This window comes from Ancylobacter vacuolatus (genome assembly GCF_030813595.1).
GTDB classification, from domain to species: Bacteria; Pseudomonadota; Alphaproteobacteria; order Rhizobiales; family Xanthobacteraceae; genus Ancylobacter; species Ancylobacter vacuolatus.
In genome coordinates, this window is sequence record NZ_JAUSUH010000013.1 from 1 (window position 1) to 20,714 (window position 20,714).

Genomic DNA, 20,714 nt, shown 5'->3' on the forward strand with positions numbered 1-20,714 from the left:
AACGCTTCCGACCAGACCAGCGTTACCGGCCGGCGCCGAAACGTGTAGCCGGGATAGCTGCCACTCTGGTGTTCGGCGAGGCGCTTTTCCAATGCGCCGCTGGTTGAGCCGACACAGAGCGAACCGTCGGCGCAGCGAAGCATGTAGACGAACGCACCCATCTTCTCTCCCGGATGACCATCCTTCGAGGCTCGCTGCGCTCGCACCTCAGGATGACGTTGTGCGGGGGGAAGGCAAGGGGCGTGGACGACCCTCCTTCGAGGTCCGGCGATGCCTCGCACCTCCGGATGCCGGCGCGTTGGTGGATGACGACGTGATGAACTCCTTGAGGAACCACGTCATCCTGAGGTGCGAGCGTAGCGAGCCTCGAAGGATGGGCGTCGGGCACGCGCCCCCTCAGCCCTTCGGCGCCACGCTCTCCACCGCGCCGCCGGCCGCCTTCCAGGCGGTGAAGCCGCCCTTGAGGTGGCAGAGCTTTTCCAGCCCCATCTCCTGCGCCGTCTTCGTCGCCAGTGCCGAGCGCCAGCCGCTGGCGCAGAAGAACACGAAGCGCTTGTCCTGCGCGAAGACCGGCTTGGCGTAGGGGCTTTCGGGGTCGATCCAGAATTCCAGCATGCCGCGCGGACAGGAGAAGGCGCCTGGAATGGCGCCCTCGCGCTCGCGTTCGCGCGGGTCGCGCAGATCAACAAAGACCACGTCGTCGCGGCCCTGCAGGGTCGCGGCCTCGGCCACCTCGATGGCCGTAACCACGGCCTCGGCCTCGGCGAGCAGCTGCTTGTAGCCCGTCTTCATCGCCCTCACTCCGCCGCGTCGATGCCCTGCGCCGGGGCCTTGGCGGAGACGCCGAAGCGGCGCTCGACATAGTCCTCGACGATCTTCTTGAAATCCTCGCGCAGGCTCGGCCCGCGCAGGGTCATCGCCTTCTTGCCGTCGAGATAGACCGGGGCGGTGGGGAACTCGCCGGTGCCGGGCAGCGAGATGCCGATATCGGCATGCTTGCTCTCGCCCGGGCCGTTGACGATGCAGCCCATGACCGCGACGTTCAGCGTCTCGACGCCGGGATAGTGCTTCTTCCATTCCGGCATGGAGGTGCGGATGAAGTCCTGCACCTCGAAAGCCAGTTCCTGGAAGGTGGTGGAGGTGGTGCGCCCGCAGCCGGGGCAGGCGGCGACCAGCGGCACGAAGGTGCGCAGCCCCATGGTCTGGAGCATTTCCTGCGCCACCGTCACCTCGCGGGTGCGGTCGCCGCCGGGCTCGGGGGTGAGAGAGACGCGGATGGTGTCGCCGATGCCTTGCTGGAGCAGCACGCCCATGGCGGTGGAGGAGGCGACGATGCCCTTCGAGCCCATGCCCGCCTCGGTGAGGCCGAGATGCAGCGCATAGTCGGCGCGGCGGGCGAGTTCGGCATAGACGGTGATGAGGTCCTGCACCGCCGAGACCTTGGCGGAGAGGATGATCTGGTTCCTCGGCAGGCCGATCTCCTCGGCCAGCGCCGCCGAGAGCAGGGCCGAGCGCACCAGCGCCTCGCGGGTGACGGCGCGGGCCGCCGCCGGCTGCGGCAGCTTCGCGTTCTCATCCATCAGTGCCGTGAGCAGATCGTCGTCGAGCGAGCCCCAATTGGCGCCGATGCGGACTGCTTTGCGGTGGCGGATCGCCTGTTCGACGATGGTGGTGAAATGACGGTCGCGCTTTTCGCCGAAGCCGACATTGCCGGGATTGATCCGGTACTTGTCCAGCGCCTGCGCGCAGTCCGGGTACTTCGTCAGCAGCAGGTGGCCGTTGTAGTGGAAGTCGCCGACGATCGGGGTGTCGAGCCCCATTTTCAGCAGGCGTTCCTTGATTTCGGGCACGGCGGCAGCGGCCTCGTCGCGGTCGACCGTGATCCGCACGATTTCCGAGCCGGCGCGGGCGAGCGCGGCGATCTGCCGGGCGGTGCCCTCGGCATCGGCGGTGTCGGTATTGGTCATCGACTGTACGACAACCGGCGCGCCGCCGCCCACCGTGATGCCGCCGACCTTGACGGCGACCGTCGCGCGGCGGGGGGCTGGGCCGGCGGCTTCCAGATCCGGGGCGACGACGGGGGCGGGGGAGAGGGCGTCCATGGCGTTCATCGTCCGGGGACCAGGGTCGTGCTTTGGGAGCGCAGCGTGCGGCAGGGGGTAAGCCGGCGCGGGCGGGGCGTCAACGGGCAGCCTCGGCGTGGGCCGCGTGGGTGTGGGCCTCGCCGGCAGCTTCGGCCCCGGCGGCGGTGCGGCAGCGGGCGCAGGTGCCCGCTATCTCGATCACAGGGGTGCGCGGGGTGAAGCCGGCGGCGCGGGTCGCCCAGGCGAGGTCGCGGCCGATGGCGTGCGAGGCGACTTCCGCCGTCACGCCGCAGCTCTCGCAGATGAGGAACACGATGACGTCATCGGGGCCATGTTCGCGCCCGCAGACGAGATAGGCGTTGCGGCTCTCGATGCGGTGGGCGAGCCCCTCGCTCACCAGAAAGTCCAGCGCCCGATAGACAGACATCGGCGCCGGTTTCTCGCCGGAAGCGCCGAGGCGCTCCACCAGGTCATAGGCGCCGAGCGGGGTGTGGCTGTCCGCCAGTTCCTCAAGCACGCGCCGGCGCAGCGGGGTGAGCCGCGCGCCGCTGCGGGCGCAGCTTTCCTCGAAGCGGGCAATGGCGCCGGCAACGCAGGCGGCATGGTCGTGGTCGTGGCCATGGTGGTCTTGCCCGTGCGGGCCGCCGGGCGGGGAAGAGGATGTCGACATAGGCTCAATATAAACCCTCACGGGTCACGGCGCCATGACGCGGAGTCGCGGCGCCGTGACGAGGAAATCCGGCCGCCACCGGTGGACGGCGCCGCCGGGTCATAAAAGTCTCGTCGCCATCAGCCATTTTCCCGCCGCCGCGCCCTTGTGACGCTTCGGGAGCCGGAGCAGGATAAGGTGGCTGGGTCGCTTAGTGGGGGTATCATGCAGGTTCTCAAATTCCTTTTCGTCGCTGCGCTGGCTCTGCCCTTGGCAGCGTGTTTTGAAGGCCCGGCCGGGCCCGCCGGCTCGGCGGGTGCCAAGGGCGAGGCCGGTGTGGCCGGCCCCGCCGGCCCCGCAGGTCCTGCCGGCGCCACCGGTCCCGCCGGTCCTGCGGGGCCTGCTGGCCCGGCCGGTCCCATCGGTCCGCAGGGGCCCGCCGGCACGGCGGGCACGCCCGGTGCGTCGGGTTCGTCATCCATCACCGTGCGCAGTGCGCCCTGCCCGTCGGCGGGCTGCACCAGCGGCTGCGAGAGCGGCGAGGTCATCGTCTCGGGCTATTGCGTCAATACCGAGCGTGGCTTCCAGCACATCGCGTCCTTTGCCGATGATGGCGGCAAGACCGTCGTCGCCTGCGAACATCCGGTGAAGGAAGTCGTCGCGGTCTGCCTCAAGCAGCCGTGATCTCCCGCGCCTGAACATAAGCGGGGCGGTGATGCGCATGTCATCGCCCCGCTCTAAGTTGCGGCGAGCGGGCCGATGCGGCTCGTCCCTGGCCGCTCGTTCTGTCGAATGAGGTACCGTGCATGTCCTTGAAGGGTAAGAACGCCGTCATCACCGGCTCGACCAGCGGCATCGGTCTCGCCATCGCCCGCGCCTTCGCCGCCGAAGGCGTCAATGTCGTGCTCAACGGCTTCGGCGATCCCACCGAGATCGAGACGCAGCGCGCCGACATCGAGACCACTTTCGGGGTCACGGCGCTCTATTCCGACGCCGATCTCACCAAGGGCGCCGCCTGCGCCGGCCTGATCGCGTTCGCGGACAAGGCGCTCGGCACGGTCGACATAGTGGTGAACAATGCCGGCGTGCAGCATGTCGCGCCGGTGGAGGAGTTCCCGGACGACAAATGGGACCTCATCCTGGCGCTGAACCTTTCGGCCGCCTTCCACACCATCAAGGCCGCCGTGCCGGGCATGAAGGCGCGCAAATGGGGGCGCATCATCAACACCGCTTCCGCCCATGCGCTGGTCGCCTCGCCGTTCAAGTCGGCCTATGTCGCGGCCAAGCACGGCATTGCCGGCCTGACCAAGACGGTGGCACTGGAAACGGCGCCGTTCGGCATCACCGTCAACGCCATCTGTCCCGGCTATGTCTGGACGCCGCTGGTGGAAAAGCAGATTCCCGACACCATGAAGGCGCGCGGCATGACCGAGGCGCAGGTGAAGGACATGCTGCTGGCGGAGCAGCCGACCAAGCAGTTCGTCACCGTCGAGGAGGTGGCGGCGCTGGCGGTGTTCCTCGCCAGCGACAATGCCCGCTCCATCACCGGCGCGCTGCAGCAGATGGATGGCGGCTGGGTAGCGAAGTAGCCGCCTCTCGACGCGCGGCCGGCTTTGTGGTGTGACGGCGCGATGAGCCAGTCCGTCACCGCCTCCGACGACCTATCCGCCTCCGACGCCCCGTTCGACATCGCCGCCCGCGTGCTGCACCGCGATGGCATGATGCTGGTGATCGACAAGCCGCCGGGCCTTGCCGTGCACAAGGGGCCGAAGGGCGGCGAGACGCTGGCCGATCATCTCGACGCGCTGCGCTTCGGCCTGCCGAACGCGCCCGAGTTGGCGCATCGGCTCGACAAGGACACCTCCGGCTGCCTCGTGCTCGGCCGCCACCGCAAGGCGCTGGCCGAGCTTGGCAAGGCGTTTGCCGATGGCACGGTGGGCAAGACCTATATGGCGGTCGTGCGCGGCGTGCCGGGCGAGCCGCGCGGGCGGATCGAGCTCAAGCTCGCCAAGCGCTCGCCGACGCGCGGCTGGTGGATGGCGGTGGACCCAAGGGGGCAGGAAGCCATCACCGAGTGGGAGACCATTGCCGTGGGCGAGGGGCTGGCGGTGCTGGCGCTTTCCCCGCTCACCGGGCGCACCCACCAGCTGCGGGTGCATCTCGACGCCATCGGCCACCCGATTCTGGGCGACAGCATCTATGGCGGGTCCTCGCGCCTGCCGGGCGGGCCGATCCTGCACCTGCATTCGCGCCGGGCGGTGATCCCGCAGAAGAAGGGGCGCGATCCCATCGATGTGCGCGCGCCGCTGCCCGCCCATATGCGGGCGACGCTGGAGCGGGCGGGCTTCGACCCCGCCGCGCTGGAGGCGCTGGCGGACGCCGCCGTCTTCACACCACGCGCGGCCCCGTAGCCCAGAGCGCGCCACAATTGCGCACCCGGTAGCGGTGGGCCTTTGCGTATCCCATGACATATGGCAATATAATACCTTATATCGTCTACGGTATCAGGAGGTCCCCATGCGTGGGAGCGTGATTTTTCTGTTTGCTGCCATGAGTTTCGCGGGGCCGGCGGTTGCGCAGGAAGCGTGGCCGGATCTTCTCGGCAAGTGGGGCGGGAAGAGCCGAGCCGTTATTATGAGCCCAGCGGGTCACTATGGCAGCGCCGGCGGTGGCAGCGAGCCCCGGTTCGCCTCGTCCGATCTCGTTGTCGAGATTACGAAGCAGGATCAGGGCCGTTACATCGGCACGATCGTATCCGCGGGTCATAAGGAAGAAAAACTGATGGTGGTCTCCGAAGACCGAAAGACGCTCCGCTCGGCGGACAGTGACGGAAACTCCTTCGGCCACATCATCGATTCGAACAGTTTTGAACTGTGCTATGCGCAGGTAGCGCCGAGTGTTGCGTCCTGCACTCTATTCCGGCGCGAAAAATAACACTGGGGCTTTGCTGTCACGCGCGGGCACGTTCTGACCTGATGGCCCCGTCATCAGAGTGGAACGTGCCCCAGCTTAGACGACCCGCAAACCGGGCTTGAGCGTGCGGGCCAGCCGGCCGCCGTACTGGCCGCAGCCGATCAGCCCCGGTGTCGGGTGGGTGATGACCTGCACCGGAATGTCGGCCAGACGTCCCTCGAAGGGCGGATGCTCCTCGAAGGCGGCGCGGAAGGCCGAGCCGGCGAACAGCGAGGCAAGACCGACCGAGACGCCGCCGGCGATATAGACGCCGCCGCGTGCATTGGTGATGAGCGCGAGATCGCCGGCAATGCGGCCGAACAGCCGCAGGAACACGCCGCAGCTGTGCTTTGCGGCGTCCTCGTCGCGCCTCGCCGCCGCGATCACCTCTTCCGGTGACAGGCTCACCCCCGAGAGAATGCGGTGGATGCGGGCAAGGCCCGAGCCGGACAGCGCGTGCTCCACCACCACGGGCCCAAGCTCGCGCACCATGTGGCCGAGCAGCAGCGCCTCCTCCGAATCGGCGGCGCCGAGCCGCACCCGGCCACCTTCGCCGGTGAGCACCATGCGGTTGCGGCCGGTTTTCACCAGAATGGCGGTGCCGAAGCCGGTGCCGGGGCCGCAGACCAGAATGGGGGCGTCGCGCTCTGCGTGGCCGCCGCCCACCGGGACGAGGTCGTCCGGGGTGAGAGCGAGCACGCCCAGCGCCAGCGCTTCGAAATCATTCAGCGCGGCGAATTTCTGCCAGCCGAAATGCCGGCGCATGTCGCGCTTGGAAAACGACCAGTCGCGGTTGGTCAGCCGGATGACCTCTTCATCCGCCGGCCCGGCCACCGCCAGCACCGCGCCGCCAACGGCCGCATGGGCGCCCTCGCCGCGCTGGGCGAGGTCGGCCTCGATCATCTGCTTGAAGCCGGCGAAGTCGTCATTGCGGTGAATCTGGATGTCGCGGGGCACGCCGTCCGGGCCCACAAGGGCGAGGCGGGAGGAGGTTCCGCCGATATCGGCGATGAGGATCTGGTGGGGCATGTTCCGTTCGCTGCAGGCGCTAGGCGGTGAGGCGGGCCGGTGAGGCGGGTGGGCGGGCCGATAGGGGATAGGACCCAATCTTGCCCGCTTCGACAACCCCCAGGCGGCCATTTGGATGCCTCGCCCCGCACGATCGTCGGGATAAGGTTGCCTTCCAGCGTGGCTCGGCCTAGTCCCATCGCGATGAAAGAACCGCGCCCGCCTGCCCGCTCCCCCGCCGCCGATGCGCCCGGCCTCGCCGCCCGCCGGGCGGCCGCCGATGCCGTCCAGTCCGTCATGGAAACCGGGCATCCGCTCGAAGAGACGCTTGAGCGCCTGACCCGCGAGCTGGACGAGCGCGACCGCGCGCTGGCCCGGATGATCGCGGCGACGACGCTGCGCAAGCAGGGGAGCCTGCGGGCGCTGCTGCGCACGCTGATGGAGCGCGGCATTCCGGAGAAGGCGCGCCGGGTCGAGATGCTGATTCTGGTCGGCGCGGCGCAGATCCTGTTCATGGATGTGCCCGACCATGCGGCGGTGGGCACCACCGTGACGCTGGTCGGCGAGCAGGCCAGCACGGCCGGCTTCAAAGGGCTTGCAAACGCCGTGCTGCGGCGGATTGCGCGGGAGGGGAAGGCGATCCTTCCCGATGTCGCCGACCAGCCGGAATGGATGGTAGAAGGCTGGACCGCAGCCTATGGCCCGGCGGCCGGCGAGGCGATCTCGCGGGCGCTGGCGCATGAGGCCCCGCTCGACCTCACCGCGCGTGAGAACCCGGAAATCCTCGCGGAAAAGCTCGGCGGCCGGCTGCTGCCGACCGGCTCGATCCGGCTGGTCGAGGCCGGCAACGTCACCGCGCTGGCGGGCTTCGAGGCGGGCGAATGGTGGGTGCAGGACGCGGCGGCGGCGCTGCCGGCGCGGCTGCTTCATCCCGCCGCCGGCATGACCCTTGCCGACCTGTGCGCCGCACCCGGCGGAAAGACGGCGCAGCTCGCCGCCGCCGGGGCGCGGGTGGTGGCGGTGGACCGTTCCGCCCCGCGCCTGCGCCGGCTGAAGGCCAATCTGGCGCGGCTCAACCTCACCGCCGAAGTGATCGAGGCCGATGCCACCCGCCTCAAGGCCGGGCCCTATGACGGGGTGCTGCTCGACGCGCCCTGCTCGGCCACCGGCACCATACGCCGCCACCCGGAAGTGGCGTGGACCAAGGCGCCAGCCGATATTGTCAGCCTCGCCTCGCTGCAGGCCCGCCTGCTCGCCAATGCCGCCGAGCTGGTGAAGCCGGGCGGGGTGCTGGTCTATTCCACCTGCTCGCTGGAGCCGGAGGAGGGCGAGCGGCAGATCGCCGCCTTCCTCGCGCGACGCCCCGATTTTTCCCGCGAACCGGTAACTCCCGGCGAGTGCGGCATTCCGGCCGAATGGATCAATGCGGCGGGTGAGGTCCGCACCCTGCCGACGCATCTGCCGGACGAGGACCCGCGCTATGCCGGCCTCGACGGTTTCTTCGCCGCGCGGCTGCGCAAGGGGTGAGGTTTTGCGCGCGCGCCCCGGGTCGCTCGTCGCCCGGTTGGACGCCGGGACCCGCTCCGCTAAGCTCGCACGATGCATGTGCTGGTGATTCCCGGCGTCTTCGAGAGGGGCTGAGACGCTGATGGCCCGCGAGATTTATGCCGATCGCGCCCGCCTGGCGCTGTTCGCGATCGAGACCGGCTGGAACAGCCTGGTGGCGCGCACCCTGGCGCATCCGTGGTTTCCGTGGCGCGCCACCGCCGTGCCGCTGCCCTCGCGGCTGCTGTTCGCCCCGCACGAGCTGCGCACCGGCGACCCGGCGCGGGCCGGCGAATTCTATGCCGGGCGCTACAGCTTCGCCGGCAAGCTGGTGCTGACCGATGGCGCCTCGCCCTTCGAGATGGTGCCGCCCTCGCCGGAATGGGCGCGCGAGCTCTATTCCTTCGGCTGGCTGCGGCATTTGCAAGCCGCCGCCTCGCCGATCGCCCGCGCCCATGCCCGCGCGCTGGTGGGCGACTGGATCGCCATGCGCGGCCACCGCCTGCCGCAGGCCTCGGCGCCGGAAATCGCGGCGCGGCGGGTGGCGAGCTGGCTCACCCAGGCGCCGCTGATCCTGCAGGATGCCGATCCCGGTTTTCACCGCCGCTTCATCCGCAGCCTCACCGCGCAGGTGCGCTATATCAAGAGCGTCGGGCCGAACGCGCCGGACGGGCGGGCACGCTTGGCCTGCGCGCTCACCCTCTCGCTGGCCAGCCTGTGCATGGCCGACCAGACAAGGCTGATGCGCGCGGCGCAGAAGCGCCTGATCGACGAGCTCGACCGGCAGGTGCTGGGCGATGGCGGCCATGTCAGCCGTAATCCCGGCATGCTGATCGAGGTTCTGCTCGACCTGCTGCCGCTGCGCCAGAGCTATGCCGCCCGCCATGTGGCGCCGCCGCCGGCGCTGTTGAACGCCATCGACCGGATGATGCCGATGCTGCGCTTCTTCCGGCATGTGGACGGCGCCTTCGCCCTGTTCAACGGCATGGGGCCGACGCCGGCGGATGTGCTCGCCACCGTGCTCGCCTATGACGATGCGCGCGGGCGCCCGGTGTCGAACGCGCCCTATTCCGGCTATCAGCGCATGGAGGCGGGCGGCACGGTGGTGATCGCCGATACCGGCGCCCCGCCGCCCTTGCCGCTGAGCCTGGAGGCGCATGCGGGGTGCCTGTCGTTCGAGCTTTCCGCCGGGCGGCACCGCATCGTGGTCAATTGCGGCCTGCCCGCCGCCGGGCGCGAGGAATGGCGCGCGGTGGCGCGGCAGACGGCGGCGCATTCGACCGTGGTGGTCGAGGACACTTCATCCTGCCGCTTTCTCTCCGCCGGGCCGCTGACGCGGCTGTGCGGGGCGCCGGTTCTCGGCGGGCCGGCGGATCTGCATGTCGACCGGGGCGAGCGCGGCGGCGCCGACGTGCTGCGCGCCAGCCATGACGGCTATGTCAGGCGCTTCGGCGTGGTGCACCAGCGCTCCTGGCGGCTGTCGGCCGACGGCATGCGGCTCGACGGCGAGGATTTGTTCCGGGTGGCGCAGGGCGAGGAGTTCCCCACCGACCAGCCGGGGCGCTACGCGGTGCGCTTCCACCTGCACCCCTCGATCGAGCCCTCGCGCGCCTCGGACGGGCAGACGGTGATCCTGCGGCTGCCGGATGGCGATGACTGGGCGTTCACCGCCCCGGAGAGCGCCGTCGTCATCGAGGAGAGCATCTTTCTCGGCAGCAATGCCGGCCCCCGCCGCGCCGAGCAACTGGTGATAACAGGCAATGCCCGGCAGACGCCGCGGGTGGAATGGACCTTCGTCCAGTTGCGGGCGCTGCGGGGCTGACCCCTTTGGTCATGCCGGCCGGAGCGCCTGCGTGCTTCGAGGCCGCCTCCGGCGGCACCTCAGCATGACGAGGTTGCCTCTTGAAGCGCCGTCATCCTGAGGTGCGAGCGCAGCGAGCCTCGAAGGATGCATAGCTGTCCGGGGGGCTCGAAGGTTCACCCCGGGGGCCAGACGTGATAGGGCGGCGGCATCCTGGTTCCAACGCACTGGCCGCTTCCATGTCCGCTGACATCCGCCCCATCGCCCGCGCCCTCCTTTCGGTGTCCGACAAGACCGGCCTCGTGCCCTTCGCCCAGGCGCTGGCCGCCCGGGGCATCGCGCTGGTCTCCACCGGCGGCACGCGCAAGGCGCTGGCCGAGGCGGGGCTCGCCGTGGCGGATGTGTCGGACCTCACCGGCTTCCCGGAGATGATGGACGGGCGGGTGAAGACGCTGCACCCCGGCGTGCATGGCGGCATTCTCGCCATTCGCGACGATGAAGGCCACCGCGCCTCCATGGACGCGCACGGCATCCTGCCGATCGACCTCGTCGTGGTGAATCTCTACCCGTTCGAGGCCACCGTGGCGCGCGGCGCCGGCTATGATGACTGCGTCGAGAACATCGACATTGGCGGCCCGGCGATGATCCGCGCCGCCGCCAAGAACCATGCCGATGTGGCTGTTGTGGTCGATCCCGCCAGCTATGCAACCGTGCTGGCCGACCTTGAGGCGAAGGGCGGCACCACGCTGGCCACCCGCCGCAAGCTCGCCCAGCTCGCCTATGCCCGCACCGCCACCTATGACGGGGCGATCGCCTCCTGGTTCGCGGAAGTCGAGGCGAAGGAAAACGCGGAGGCGGCGGCGGAAAGCCGGGTGTTTGGCGGCCGCCTCGCCGAGGCGCTGCGCTATGGCGAGAACCCGCACCAGAGCGCGGCCTTCTATATTGGCGGGCCGGCGCGGCCCGGCGTCGCCACCGCCCGCCAGCTGCAGGGCAAGGCGCTCTCCTACAACAATTTGAACGACACCGACGCCGCCTTCGAGGCGGTGGCCGAGTTCGACCCCGCCCGCGCGCCGGCGGTGGTGATCGTCAAGCACGCCAATCCCTGCGGCGTCGCCGAGGGGGAAACGCTGGTCGAGGCCTATCGCAAGGCGCTGGCCTGCGACCCGACCTCGGCCTTTGGCGGCATCGTGGCGCTGAACCGCACGCTGGACGCCGAGGCCGCCCGCGCCATTGTCGACATCTTCACCGAGGTGATCGTCGCTCCCGACGCCACCGAGGAAGCCGCCGCCATCATCGCCACCAAGAAGAATCTGCGCCTGCTCGTCACTGGCGCGCTGCCGGACCCGCGCGGCGGCGGCCGGCTGGTGAAGTCGCTGACCGGCGGCTTTCTCGTGCAGTCGCGCGACAACGCGGTCGTGGACGACATGGCGCTGAAGGTGGTGACCCGGCGCGCGCCGACCGAGAAGGAACTGGCGGACCTCGCCTTCGCCTTCCGGGTGGTGAAGCATGTGAAGTCGAACGCCATCGTCTATGCCAAGGACCTCGCCACGGTGGGCATCGGCGCCGGGCAGATGAGCCGGGTCGATTCGGCGCGGATCGCCGCGCACAAGGCGCGCGACGCAGCCGAGGCCGCCGGCCATGCCGAGCCGCTGACGCGCGGCAGCGTGGTGGCCTCCGACGCCTTCTTCCCCTTCGCCGACGGGCTGATCACCGCCATCGAGGCCGGCGCCACCGCCGTGATCCAGCCGGGCGGCTCGATCCGCGACGCGGACGTGATCGCGGCGGCGGATGCGGCCGGCATCGCCATGGTGTTCACCGGCGTGCGGCACTTCCGGCACTGAGCGGAGGGGCCGGGCGTGCACGCCCGCGCACCGTCCTCCCAGCCGCACAGCACCGTCTCTCCGGTACACCCCGGGCAGGTCTCAACCGGCTCCGACACACGCTCGTGAGCGCGATGTGAGATCTTCTGGATCCATTTGCGGACACGCTCCGGTTCTTACCTATTGCCTCCGGCGCGCCAACTCGCTGCGTGAAGATGCAGGATCATGTTGGCGAACCCTTCGCTGCGGCGGCTCGAAGAGGCTCTATTCGTCCCACTGCTCGGCTTCCCAGTTGTGAGTCCAATAGGTCACCAGCGAGGAGCCGGGGAAGAGCGCCTGCTTCTCCTCCCCGGTGAAACAACGCCCGTCTCGGACGATCCGCCGACGGATGTAGATTTGATGGATCGCATCGGTCCAGTCCACCGGATAGAACAGTCGTGGATGGGCGACCATGATGTCGGTCGGCCGCAATTGCGAGGCATCGATCTTCAGCATTCGGAGCAAAGGCGCCATCCTGCGGCGGAACTCCGCGTTGGATCGCGCATCGGTATAGACGTCGAAGGCCTTCTTGATGATCTCAGGACCGGTCTTGAACTCAGGTCGAGCGTCCTGCGACGCGCGGTCAAGCAGAAGCTGGATGACGAACAGCCAGAATTCCTGTCTTGGCGCGGACATCATGATGGCATTCGGCAAGGAATGCGAGAAGTCGGGGTCAACTCCCATCCGGCCGAGGATCACGTCGGCCTTATTCAAGTGCTGATCCAGAGGTTGCAGGCATTCGATCTGCATCGCCACACCCGACATTCCGGGTCCTATCCGCAATGGCGGCATTGGATCCGCCTGTTTCGAGATCGCGAAGATTTGGCGGAGTGGCCCGGCATGATGTCACGATTCTCTATGCCAATGACGGATACAAGGAGACGGCGAACGACAGTTGACTTCGGATCTATGACGAGCTCGGTATTACCTTCATCATGTGCCCGACGGCGCCAGCGTGAAGGTCACTTTCCTAGGAAAGACTGATGATTCGCCCAGTGTGACTCTTTCCTTCATTTCCAAAAATTGCGGAAGCGGATTTCGTGACTTTCGTATAGTGGACGATTAAAATTCACATGAAGCCCTAAACTATCCGAGGGCGCCTGGCCGTCTGGCCGTGATCGCCTCGCTCGTCGAAAATTCACCGATGACGGTGCGCGAATGCATCGCTCTCGATATTACCTTCATTGCGTCGAACGTCGGCGGGATAGCCGAGTTGATCGCAGTGGAGGACCGTGCGGCGGTGCTGTTCGAGCCGACGCCGTCCCATCTTGCGGCCGCCATCACGCGCGCGGTTCGAAGCGGCGCGGTGCGCGTGCGTTCGGCCTTTGCCGACGAAGCGGTCGCCGCCGATTGGTGCTCCGCAGTCGGCGAGATACCCGCTCCGCCAGTCGTGCCCAGTGCCGAGAGGCCCCGCGTATCCGTCGTGGTGACGACGTTCAACCGACCGGCATCCCTCGCCGAAACCATCCAGGCGCTGCGGGAGCAGTCCTGGCGGTCGCTTGAGGTCGTCCTCGTCGACGATGGCAGCAACGATCCCGAGGCGATAGCCTATCTCGACAGCCTTGGCCGCGAGTTCCGCGCCGCCGGCTGGACGTTGATCCGCCAGGAGAACCGCTACCTCGGAGCTGCGCGCAATGCGGGGTGGCGCGCGGCGACGGGGGATCTCGTCATTTCCACGACGACGACAATTATTCGCCGCCTGACCTCGTCGAAACCTATGTCCGGGCCATCCTCACTTCGGGCGCGGACATCGCAACCTGCACTATGGCCACCTATCGCGGCGAGCGCCCGGCGGGGCCGAGCCGGCAGACCGAGCCGGTCTGGGCCTTCATTGGGAACGGCACCGGTGCCGGTCTCTATGTCAACGGTTTCGGCGACGCCCACGCCTGTTTTCGGCGGTCCGCGCTCGAGGCAACGGGCGGCTTCACCGAGGATTACGGCGCCGGTCACGAGGATTGGGAGATCTTCGGCCGCGCTTCCCGGATGGGTCTAGCCATCATCAACGTTCCGGAGCCGCTCTTCTGGTATCGTGAGAGCGACGATACGATGCTGCGCGGGCGCGACTTCGCGGACGCGGACTTCATGCGTTCGCTGCGCCCCTATCTCAACGCCGTCGCTGGTCCTCTTCGACCCGCACTGCAATTTGCGCTGGCTCAGTCGTTACAGGCGCCGACCACGACAGAGATCGGCACGGCGCTCTTGGCTGAAGCGTTGTGCCTGTCCATTCTGCCGCCCCATCTGCGCTCGGAACATGCGCTTCGCTCTGCCTGCGCCCGGCCGTTTTCGTGGGTCGGCGCGCTCAAGTCCCGGCGTTTTTCCCTGACGGAGGCGGCCGCGCTACGGCGGCTCGGCCGTATTGGGTCCGATGGCAGCCATAGGATGGATCTGTTCGCGCTCGCTTGCGCGACACTGCCTCGTCAGTTGCGCTCCCGGGAGAAAATTCTCGACATCGCCTCATTCCGGAAGTCCTGGCAACGCATCGCCTTTCGTCGCCCCGCCGCGTCGCCTATTGGCTGGCCGCGCGCCGCGTGCAGAGATCTGGCAGAAAAATGACCTGGAGCTAAGCCCAGGACTCATTGATTAGCGCCAGCCCGCAACCTTTGCGGCGACGCATATGGCCAAGCAGGGGGCTGGGCAGCGTTCGTCGCGACGGGCATTGCGACCTCCGGCGAGTAAAACCTCGCGGCTTCTTGGCCAGTAAGACAATGCCCGCCTCGGCATCCGGCTCCGGCACGCCGCGCGATGACCGCAGCCGCCAACCACACCACTTCACGAGACATGATCGATGAGTAATAAGACCATCCTTGTCACGGGTGGCGCCGGCTATTTTGGCTCGCATGCCTGCAAGGCCTTGCGCCGGGCTGGTTTCACCCCGGTGACCTATGACAATCTGGAAGCCGGTTGGCTCGAAATGGTGAAATTTGGTCCATTCGAAAAGGGGGACCTTCCCGATTCGACGCGGCTTTCTGAAGTATTCCATCGCTGGAATCCAGCCGCTGTGTTGCATTTTTCTGCTTTGAATCAAGTTGGAGAAGCGGCTCGGGATCCCGGTAAATACTGGACATACAATGTTTCAGGGTCGATAAATATTCTGAATACAATGGTTGGACATGGATGCAAGAGAATCGTGTTTTCTTCGACATGCGCCATTTATGGGGATCAAGACGGCGTCTTATTGCAAGAGGGCACTCCACAGCACCCGATAAACGCGTATGGCTCGATCAGCGCGATATTGAGAATATGATTATTGATTTTACTGAATCTTATTCCATAGAATCCGTTATATTCCGCTATTATAACGTATCGGATGCCGATCCAGAGGCGGAGCTTGGAGAGTTCCATGTTCGCGAGACGCATCTTATCCCTGCCTTGCTTGAGGTGGCGAGCGGGGAGCGTGAGAACTTCACAATCTATGGGACGGATTACCTGACGCCTGACGGGACTTGCATTCGCGATTATGTCCATGTCAGCGACCTGGTGGACGCCCACGTTCTGGGACTTGGCTGGCTCCAAGCGGGGCGCGCGGGGCGTGTCTTCTGTCTAGGAAGCGGTCAGGGTTTCTCGGTCCGTGGCGTGATAGCCGAGGCGCAGGAGGTGACGGGCCGAGCCATTCACTTCGAGAGCGGGCCGCGCCGCAAGGGCGATGCCGCGCGCTTGGTATGTGGCAGTACCGCAGCCATGCGGGAGCTGGGGTGGGAGCCTGTCCGTTCGACGCTCTCCTTGATGATCGAGGATGCCTGGCGTGTTCGCCAGTGCTTCCTCATCCTGCGCGCAGGCTTTAGAGCGGTTCCGCCTTATCTGCGCCGTCAGATGAGGCGAAGTTGTTTTGGTGTCTCGGGAGCGAGTTTGACTTCCAGTCGCTGATGTATTCGGCACTGAGTGAGGGTCCGTGGGGTGCGCTACGTGCCACGCGCTTCAATCAAAGACAATCATCGCAACACCGGTCACTTCCGCGGCATATCCTCGTCCGGGGCGTGCTGGGCAATGGATGCGTTCTCACCATCGCCGGTGACTACATCGCCCAGGCATCCGCCACCGGGCGAACGAACTGATGACGCTGAAACGCGGTCCGCAGACCGAGGTGAATCTGAAGAACAAGCCGCGCCATGACGTTGACGCTGATCGCTTCACTCGGATTGACCGGATGATGATCTCAGAGCCGCGCGAGCCCGGCAAAGTCGGACCCACGCCCTGCGGACGTCAACATTGCCACCATGGTCGGGCAGAGCGGCGGCATCTGCCGGCCGAGCAAGCATCTGGAACTCACACGCCCGGCGATCGAGCCGCGGCGCGGCGATCCCGATGCCCTCGTCCGCGTCCATGTGCGAAGGCTTGAGGTGCCAGTGCCTTAGGCTGAGCCTAACGGGCCTTACGAGTTTTCAGCGTTGTCTAACGTGCGCCGACATAGAAGCATCGCCGCAATCTTAAAAATAAGCTCTGGGAGGATGCGTATGGGTCGGGATCAGCTCTTCATCGATGGCCGGTGGGTGGGGTCAGCGTCGGGGAGGTTTCTGCCGGTGGTCAACCCCAGCACGGGTGAGACGATCGGCCGGATCGCCGCCGGCGGCGCCGCCGATATCGATCTCGCGGTGACGGCCGCCCGCCATGCCTTCGAAACCGTGTGGAGCTCCATGGCGGCTCTGGAGCGCGGCCGCCTGCTCAGCCGGCTCGGCCTTCTCATCCTCGATCGTCTCGAGGAACTCGCCCAGCTCGAAGCCGCCGACACCGGCAAGCCGATGAAGCTGGCGCGCAACGATATTCGCGTGACTGCCCGCTATTTCGAATATTACGGCGGCGCCGCCGACAAGATTCACGGTGACACCATCCCCTTCCTGCCGGGCTATCAGGTCATCGTGTTGCGCGAGCCACGGGGCGTCACAGGCCATATCATTCCCTGGAACTACCCGGCCTCGATGTTCGGCCGCACTCTTGGCGCCGCGCTCGCGGCCGGCAACACCGCGATCCTGAAGCCGGCGGAAGAAGCCTCGCTTTCCTGCCTTCGCTTCACCGAACTGGCTGAGGAAGTGGGCTTCCCGGCCGGCGTGATCAACGTGGTGACCGGGCTCGGCGAGGAGGCTGGCGCCGCCCTTTCGAGCCATCCCGGGATCGACTTCCTGTCCTTCACCGGCTCGCCGGAGGTCGGCACGCTGGTGCAGACCGCCGCCGCGAAGAACCACGTTCCCTGCGTTCTGGAACTCGGCGGCAAGTCGCCGCAGATCGTGTTCGCCGATGCCGATCAGGACAAGGCGTGCGAGGTCATTATCGGTGCCATCGTGCAGAATGCCGGCCAGACCTGCTCGGCCGGCTCACGCGTGCTGATCGAGCGCGCCATCTATGAGCCCTTCATGCGGAAGCTTGCGGAGCGCATGGCCACGGTCCGCGTGGGCTTTCCCGAACAGGATTTCGAATGCGGCCCGGTGATCAACCAGGTGCAGCGCGACCGCGTCATGGCTTTCCTGGACCGCGCCGCCACCGACAAGGTCGAGGTGGCGGCGCAGGGCAAGATCCATCCCGACGCATCGAAGGCCGGCTATTTCGTGCCGCCGACGCTGTTTGGGCTGGTGCCGCGCGAGCATGAGCTGGCGCGCGAGGAGGTTTTCGGTCCGGTGCTCGCCGCCCTCCCGTTCGACGACGAGGACGACGTGCTGCGCATCGCCAACGGCACGGATTACGGTCTGATTGCCGGCGTATGGACCCGCGACGGCGGGCGCCAGATGCGCATGGCCAAGGGCATCCGCGCCGGCCAGATCTATATCAATGGCTATGGCGCTGGCGGCGGAGTCGAATTGCCGTTCGGCGGGTTCCGCAAGAGTGGCCACGGCCGCGAGAAGGGTTTCGAAGCGCTGCGTGAATACACGGTCGCCAAAACCGTGGTCATCGACCACTCAAGCTGACAAAAAGTCGGCGTCGATAACAAAAACAATTACATATCTAGGGAGAATATCATGAAGAACATTATCGTGGCTGCTTTGGCAGCCGTGACGTTTGCTGTCTTGCCGCAGGCGGCCTCCGCCGACAAGGCCCGCCTCGGGCACGTTTTTGCCCAGGGCAATGCGGCCGACGAGGCGAGCCAGATCTTTGCGCGCCTGGTCAAGGAACGCACCGACGGCAAGATCGACATCACCGTGTTTCCGAACAGCCAGCTCGGCGGCGATGAGGCGCTGGGGCGCGATCTCAGCCGCGGCGCGGTCGAGTTCGCCTTCCTCAACATCGGCTCGCTGACCGGCCTCGATCCGCTGCTCGACATCCACTATCTGCCCTATATCGCGACCGACTACGCCCAGGTCGACAAGATTTTCTACAACCCGCAGGGCATCCTCCAGCGCACGCTCACCGGCACGCTGGCCAAGCACAATATGGTCGCGCTCGCCTATTTCGAGCTCGATTTCCGCGCGGTGACCAACTCCAACCGCCCGGTGAACACTGCCGAGGACCTCAAGGGCCTCAAGCTGCGGGTGCCGGGCTCGGCCTCGATCCGCTCCTTCTTCGAGGCGGCCGGCGCACAGACCGTCACCATGCCAATGCCGAACCTGTTCGTCGCGCTCCAGCAGGGCACGGTCGACGGCCAGGACAATGGCGCCAGCATCACCTATAATTCCCGGCTGTTCGAAGCCCAGAAATACATGACCCTGACCAATCATGTGTACGCCATGGGCGCGATCACGGTCAGCAAGCGCTTCTGGGACGGGCTCGACGAGGGCCAGCGCAAGATCCTGACCGAAGCCGCGCAGGAAGCCGCGCGCGAAGGCATCGCCCGCAACCGCGCCGCCACCAGCGCCTTCCTCGACAAGATCAAGGCCGGAGGCGTCGCCGTCATCACCCCCACGCCGGAAGCGATGGCGGAATTCGCCAAGGTCGGCCAGATCGGCTGGGAGAAGCTGACGCCGATCTATGGTGCGGACCGCATCGCCGAGCTGAAGAAGGAAATCGCCACGGCTCGGGGCGAGTGAGGCCATGGCCCACGACGGGACGGCCGCTATGAGCGGTCACGAACCGGCCTCCGCCGACGCCCCGCCCCGACGGCACGCGGTGCTCGACACGCTGATGCGTGTCGAGCGGGTGATGGCGCGGATGGAGAATGCCGTTGTCATCACGGCGATGGTCGTCGCCATCCTTGCGGTGGGCGCGTCGGTGGCGATCCGCACCTTCGACCTGCCCTTCTCCGACACCGGCGAATGGGCGATGGTGGCGATGTCGCCGCTCACCTTCATCGGAGCGGCGCTGTGCAGCCATTTGCACAAGCACCTCACCGCCGACATCGTCGAGATGCTGCCGCCGGGACCTCTGCACCGCGGCCTCGACGCGATCGCCGCCGTGCTTTGCCTGGTGTTCGGCCTGTTCTTCATCGCCCTGGCCTGGGACCTGTTCGACTACGCCCGCTCCTCCGGCGAGACGTTGATCGACCTTGGCACCCCCGTCGCCATTCCCGCCGGCTTGATGCTCGCCGGCGCCGCCCTGATGACCTTCCACTCGGCGCTCGACATCTGGCGGGCGCTGGTGGGACGCGAGCCGGGAGGGTTCAACCCGTGGCACTGACCTTCGGCCTCATGGCCCTGTTCCTGGTGCTCGGCGCGCCGCTGGCCGTCACCTTCGGGCTCGTCATCTTCCTGCAGATGGGCAGCTACGGCCTGTCCATCGCCGGCCTCAGCAACATTCCCTACGAGGAGATATCGAGCTATCCGCTGGTGGCGATCCCTCTGTTCATGCTGACCGGCGAGCTGATGAACCGCAGTGGCATGGCGGCGGAGCTGATCGCGCTCGCCGACCTGCTGTTGCGCCGCATCCGCGCCGCCTTCGGCTATATCACTGTCGCCGCCTCGGCGATGATGGGCGCCATCACTGGCTCCTCGGTCGCCACCGTCGCGGCGGTCGGCGGCATCGTCTCGCCGGAAATGATCCGGCGCGGCTATCCCAAGGGCTATGTCGCCTCGCTCACCGCCTCCGCCGGGCTGCTCGGCGTGCTGGTGCCGCCCTCCATCCCGCTGATCCTTTATGGCGCGACGGTTGGCGTCTCGATCTCCCAGCTCTTCATCGCCACCATGGTGCCGGCGTTGCTGATGGGCGCGCTGTTTCTGTTCGTGCACAACCGCCTGTCGCGCAAGGTCCTGCGCGGCGGCATCGAGGGCCGCTCCGAAGCCGACGGGGTGCTCGATCCCCGCAAATCGCCGGCCCGGATCGTGTTCGACGCCACCTCGGCGCTGCTGCTGCCGGTGGTCATCCTTGGCGGGATCTACGGGGGCATCATGACCCCTACCGAAGCCGCCGCGATCGGCTGCCTCTACGCGATCGGCGTCTCGGTCGGGCGCCGGCTGATCAGCCGGGAGGGCTTCACCCGCTCCTTCCGCGCGGCGGCGATCACCGGCTCGGGCATCCTCATCATCATCGCCATGACCGGCATTTTCAACCGCGCCATGGTGCTGAACCAGGTGCCGCAGGACATCGCCATCTGGGTCGCGACCTATATTGAGAGCCCGATCGCCTTCCTGCTGATGGTCAATGTGGTGCTGCTGCTGGTCGGCACCTTCATGGAGACCAACGCCTCCATCCTGCTGATGGGCCCGCTGCTGGCACCGGCCGCCGAGCGCTTCGGGATCGACCCGGTGCATTTCGGCATCGTCCTCGCCACCAATCTGGAAATCGGCCTGCTCACCCCGCCCATGGCCGCCAATCTCTATGTCGCCGCCCGCGCCGCCAATGCCCGGCTGGCCGACATGATGCCCTATCTCGGCTGGTTCTTCGGCGCGGCGCTGCTGGGCCAGGCGATCATCACCTTCGTTCCGTTTGCCACGCTGTGGTTCCGCTACCTCTAGCCTTGT

At 67.0% G+C, this 20,714-nt stretch carries 21 protein-coding genes and 1 pseudogene; 15 read left to right on the plus strand and 7 right to left on the minus strand.

Annotation, left to right across the window (positions count from 1 at the left end):
• From J2S76_RS21275 to J2S76_RS21290, 4 genes are all read right to left on the minus strand, one after another.
• On the minus strand, positions 1-161 hold a 161-nt coding region (locus J2S76_RS21275; protein ID WP_307064085.1), incomplete at its 3' end, for a GIY-YIG nuclease family protein.
• Positions 162-396: 235 nt separating this feature from the next.
• Positions 397-792: a rhodanese-like domain-containing protein gene (locus J2S76_RS21280; RefSeq protein ID WP_307063849.1), complete on the minus strand. Its 396-nt coding sequence runs from the start codon at positions 790-792 to the stop codon at positions 397-399.
• Between the two features lie 5 nt (positions 793-797).
• Positions 798-2,102 carry a flavodoxin-dependent (E)-4-hydroxy-3-methylbut-2-enyl-diphosphate synthase gene (ispG, locus tag J2S76_RS21285; protein WP_370874818.1) on the minus strand — a complete coding sequence of 435 codons (1,305 nt, stop codon included), beginning with the start codon at positions 2,100-2,102 and terminating at the stop codon, positions 798-800.
• Positions 2,103-2,181: 79 nt separating this feature from the next.
• On the minus strand, positions 2,182-2,754 hold the full coding sequence (locus J2S76_RS21290; RefSeq protein ID WP_307063853.1) for a Fur family transcriptional regulator: 573 nt from the start codon (positions 2,752-2,754) through the stop codon (positions 2,182-2,184).
• Between the two features lie 204 nt (positions 2,755-2,958).
• On the opposite strand from J2S76_RS21290, the gene J2S76_RS21295 reads away from it, so the two are divergent.
• From J2S76_RS21295 to J2S76_RS21310, 4 genes are all read left to right on the plus strand, one after another.
• Positions 2,959-3,417 (plus strand): hypothetical protein, encoded by a 459-nt coding sequence (locus tag J2S76_RS21295; RefSeq protein ID WP_307063855.1) that lies wholly within the window; start codon positions 2,959-2,961, stop codon positions 3,415-3,417.
• Between the two features lie 122 nt (positions 3,418-3,539).
• Positions 3,540-4,322 carry a 3-hydroxybutyrate dehydrogenase gene (locus J2S76_RS21300; protein WP_307063857.1) on the plus strand — a complete coding sequence of 261 codons (783 nt, stop codon included), beginning with the start codon at positions 3,540-3,542 and terminating at the stop codon, positions 4,320-4,322.
• A gap of 42 nt (positions 4,323-4,364) precedes the next feature.
• Positions 4,365-5,144 carry an RluA family pseudouridine synthase gene (locus J2S76_RS21305; RefSeq protein WP_307063859.1) on the plus strand — a complete coding sequence of 260 codons (780 nt, stop codon included), beginning with the start codon at positions 4,365-4,367 and terminating at the stop codon, positions 5,142-5,144.
• A gap of 106 nt (positions 5,145-5,250) precedes the next feature.
• Entirely contained in the window at positions 5,251-5,667 is a 417-nt protein-coding gene (locus J2S76_RS21310) for a hypothetical protein (RefSeq protein WP_307063861.1), read from the plus strand.
• A gap of 75 nt (positions 5,668-5,742) precedes the next feature.
• On the opposite strand, the gene J2S76_RS21315 is transcribed toward J2S76_RS21310, so the two are convergent.
• Entirely contained in the window at positions 5,743-6,714 is a 972-nt protein-coding gene (locus J2S76_RS21315; RefSeq protein ID WP_307063863.1) for a glucokinase, read from the minus strand.
• A gap of 183 nt (positions 6,715-6,897) precedes the next feature.
• On the opposite strand from J2S76_RS21315, the gene rsmB reads away from it, so the two are divergent.
• The 3 genes from rsmB (at position 6,898) to purH (ending at position 11,880) form a co-directional block, all read left to right on the plus strand.
• Positions 6,898-8,220: a 16S rRNA (cytosine(967)-C(5))-methyltransferase RsmB gene (rsmB, locus tag J2S76_RS21320; RefSeq protein ID WP_307063864.1), complete on the plus strand. Its 1,323-nt coding sequence runs from the start codon at positions 6,898-6,900 to the stop codon at positions 8,218-8,220.
• Positions 8,221-8,341: 121 nt separating this feature from the next.
• Positions 8,342-10,060: a heparinase II/III family protein gene (locus tag J2S76_RS21325; protein ID WP_307063866.1), complete on the plus strand. Its 1,719-nt coding sequence runs from the start codon at positions 8,342-8,344 to the stop codon at positions 10,058-10,060.
• Between the two features lie 218 nt (positions 10,061-10,278).
• Positions 10,279-11,880 (plus strand): bifunctional phosphoribosylaminoimidazolecarboxamide formyltransferase/IMP cyclohydrolase, encoded by a 1,602-nt coding sequence (purH, locus tag J2S76_RS21330; RefSeq protein ID WP_307063868.1) that lies wholly within the window; start codon positions 10,279-10,281, stop codon positions 11,878-11,880.
• A 243-nt stretch (positions 11,881-12,123) separates the two neighbouring features.
• On the opposite strand, the gene J2S76_RS21335 is transcribed toward purH, so the two are convergent.
• On the minus strand, positions 12,124-12,654 hold the full coding sequence (locus J2S76_RS21335; protein WP_307063870.1) for a hypothetical protein: 531 nt from the start codon (positions 12,652-12,654) through the stop codon (positions 12,124-12,126).
• Between the two features lie 330 nt (positions 12,655-12,984).
• Entirely contained in the window at positions 12,985-13,338 is a 354-nt protein-coding gene (locus tag J2S76_RS21340; RefSeq protein ID WP_307063872.1) for a hypothetical protein, read from the minus strand.
• Here J2S76_RS21340 and J2S76_RS23205 point away from each other — a divergent pair.
• The 8 genes and pseudogenes from J2S76_RS23205 to J2S76_RS21375 form a co-directional block, all read left to right on the plus strand.
• Positions 13,325-13,510: pseudogene (locus tag J2S76_RS23205) on the plus strand (glycosyltransferase); the annotation flags it as partial. The gene J2S76_RS21340 and the pseudogene J2S76_RS23205 overlap by 14 nt on opposite strands.
• A gap of 29 nt (positions 13,511-13,539) precedes the next feature.
• The gene (locus J2S76_RS21345; RefSeq protein ID WP_307063873.1) at positions 13,540-14,451 is read left to right on the plus strand and encodes a glycosyltransferase family protein; all 912 of its coding nucleotides are present in this window, start codon (positions 13,540-13,542) and stop codon (positions 14,449-14,451) included.
• Between the two features lie 232 nt (positions 14,452-14,683).
• The gene (locus J2S76_RS21350; protein WP_307063875.1) at positions 14,684-15,142 is read left to right on the plus strand and encodes an NAD-dependent epimerase/dehydratase family protein; all 459 of its coding nucleotides are present in this window, start codon (positions 14,684-14,686) and stop codon (positions 15,140-15,142) included.
• Entirely contained in the window at positions 15,139-15,762 is a 624-nt protein-coding gene (locus tag J2S76_RS21355; RefSeq protein WP_307063877.1) for an NAD-dependent epimerase/dehydratase family protein, read from the plus strand. Before J2S76_RS21350 ends, J2S76_RS21355 begins: the two co-directional genes overlap by 4 nt.
• A 581-nt stretch (positions 15,763-16,343) precedes the next feature.
• Complete coding sequence (locus J2S76_RS21360; RefSeq protein WP_307063879.1) at positions 16,344-17,792, plus strand: aldehyde dehydrogenase family protein; 1,449 nt, start codon at positions 16,344-16,346, stop codon at positions 17,790-17,792.
• A 51-nt stretch (positions 17,793-17,843) separates the two neighbouring features.
• Positions 17,844-18,848 carry a TRAP transporter substrate-binding protein gene (locus J2S76_RS21365; protein ID WP_307063881.1) on the plus strand — a complete coding sequence of 335 codons (1,005 nt, stop codon included), beginning with the start codon at positions 17,844-17,846 and terminating at the stop codon, positions 18,846-18,848.
• Between the two features lie 28 nt (positions 18,849-18,876).
• The gene (locus J2S76_RS21370; protein WP_307063882.1) at positions 18,877-19,434 is read left to right on the plus strand and encodes a TRAP transporter small permease; all 558 of its coding nucleotides are present in this window, start codon (positions 18,877-18,879) and stop codon (positions 19,432-19,434) included.
• The gene (locus J2S76_RS21375; protein ID WP_307063884.1) at positions 19,425-20,708 is read left to right on the plus strand and encodes a TRAP transporter large permease; all 1,284 of its coding nucleotides are present in this window, start codon (positions 19,425-19,427) and stop codon (positions 20,706-20,708) included. The genes J2S76_RS21370 and J2S76_RS21375 overlap by 10 nt, the downstream gene beginning before the upstream one ends.
• Positions 20,709-20,714: the final 6 nt, after the last annotated feature.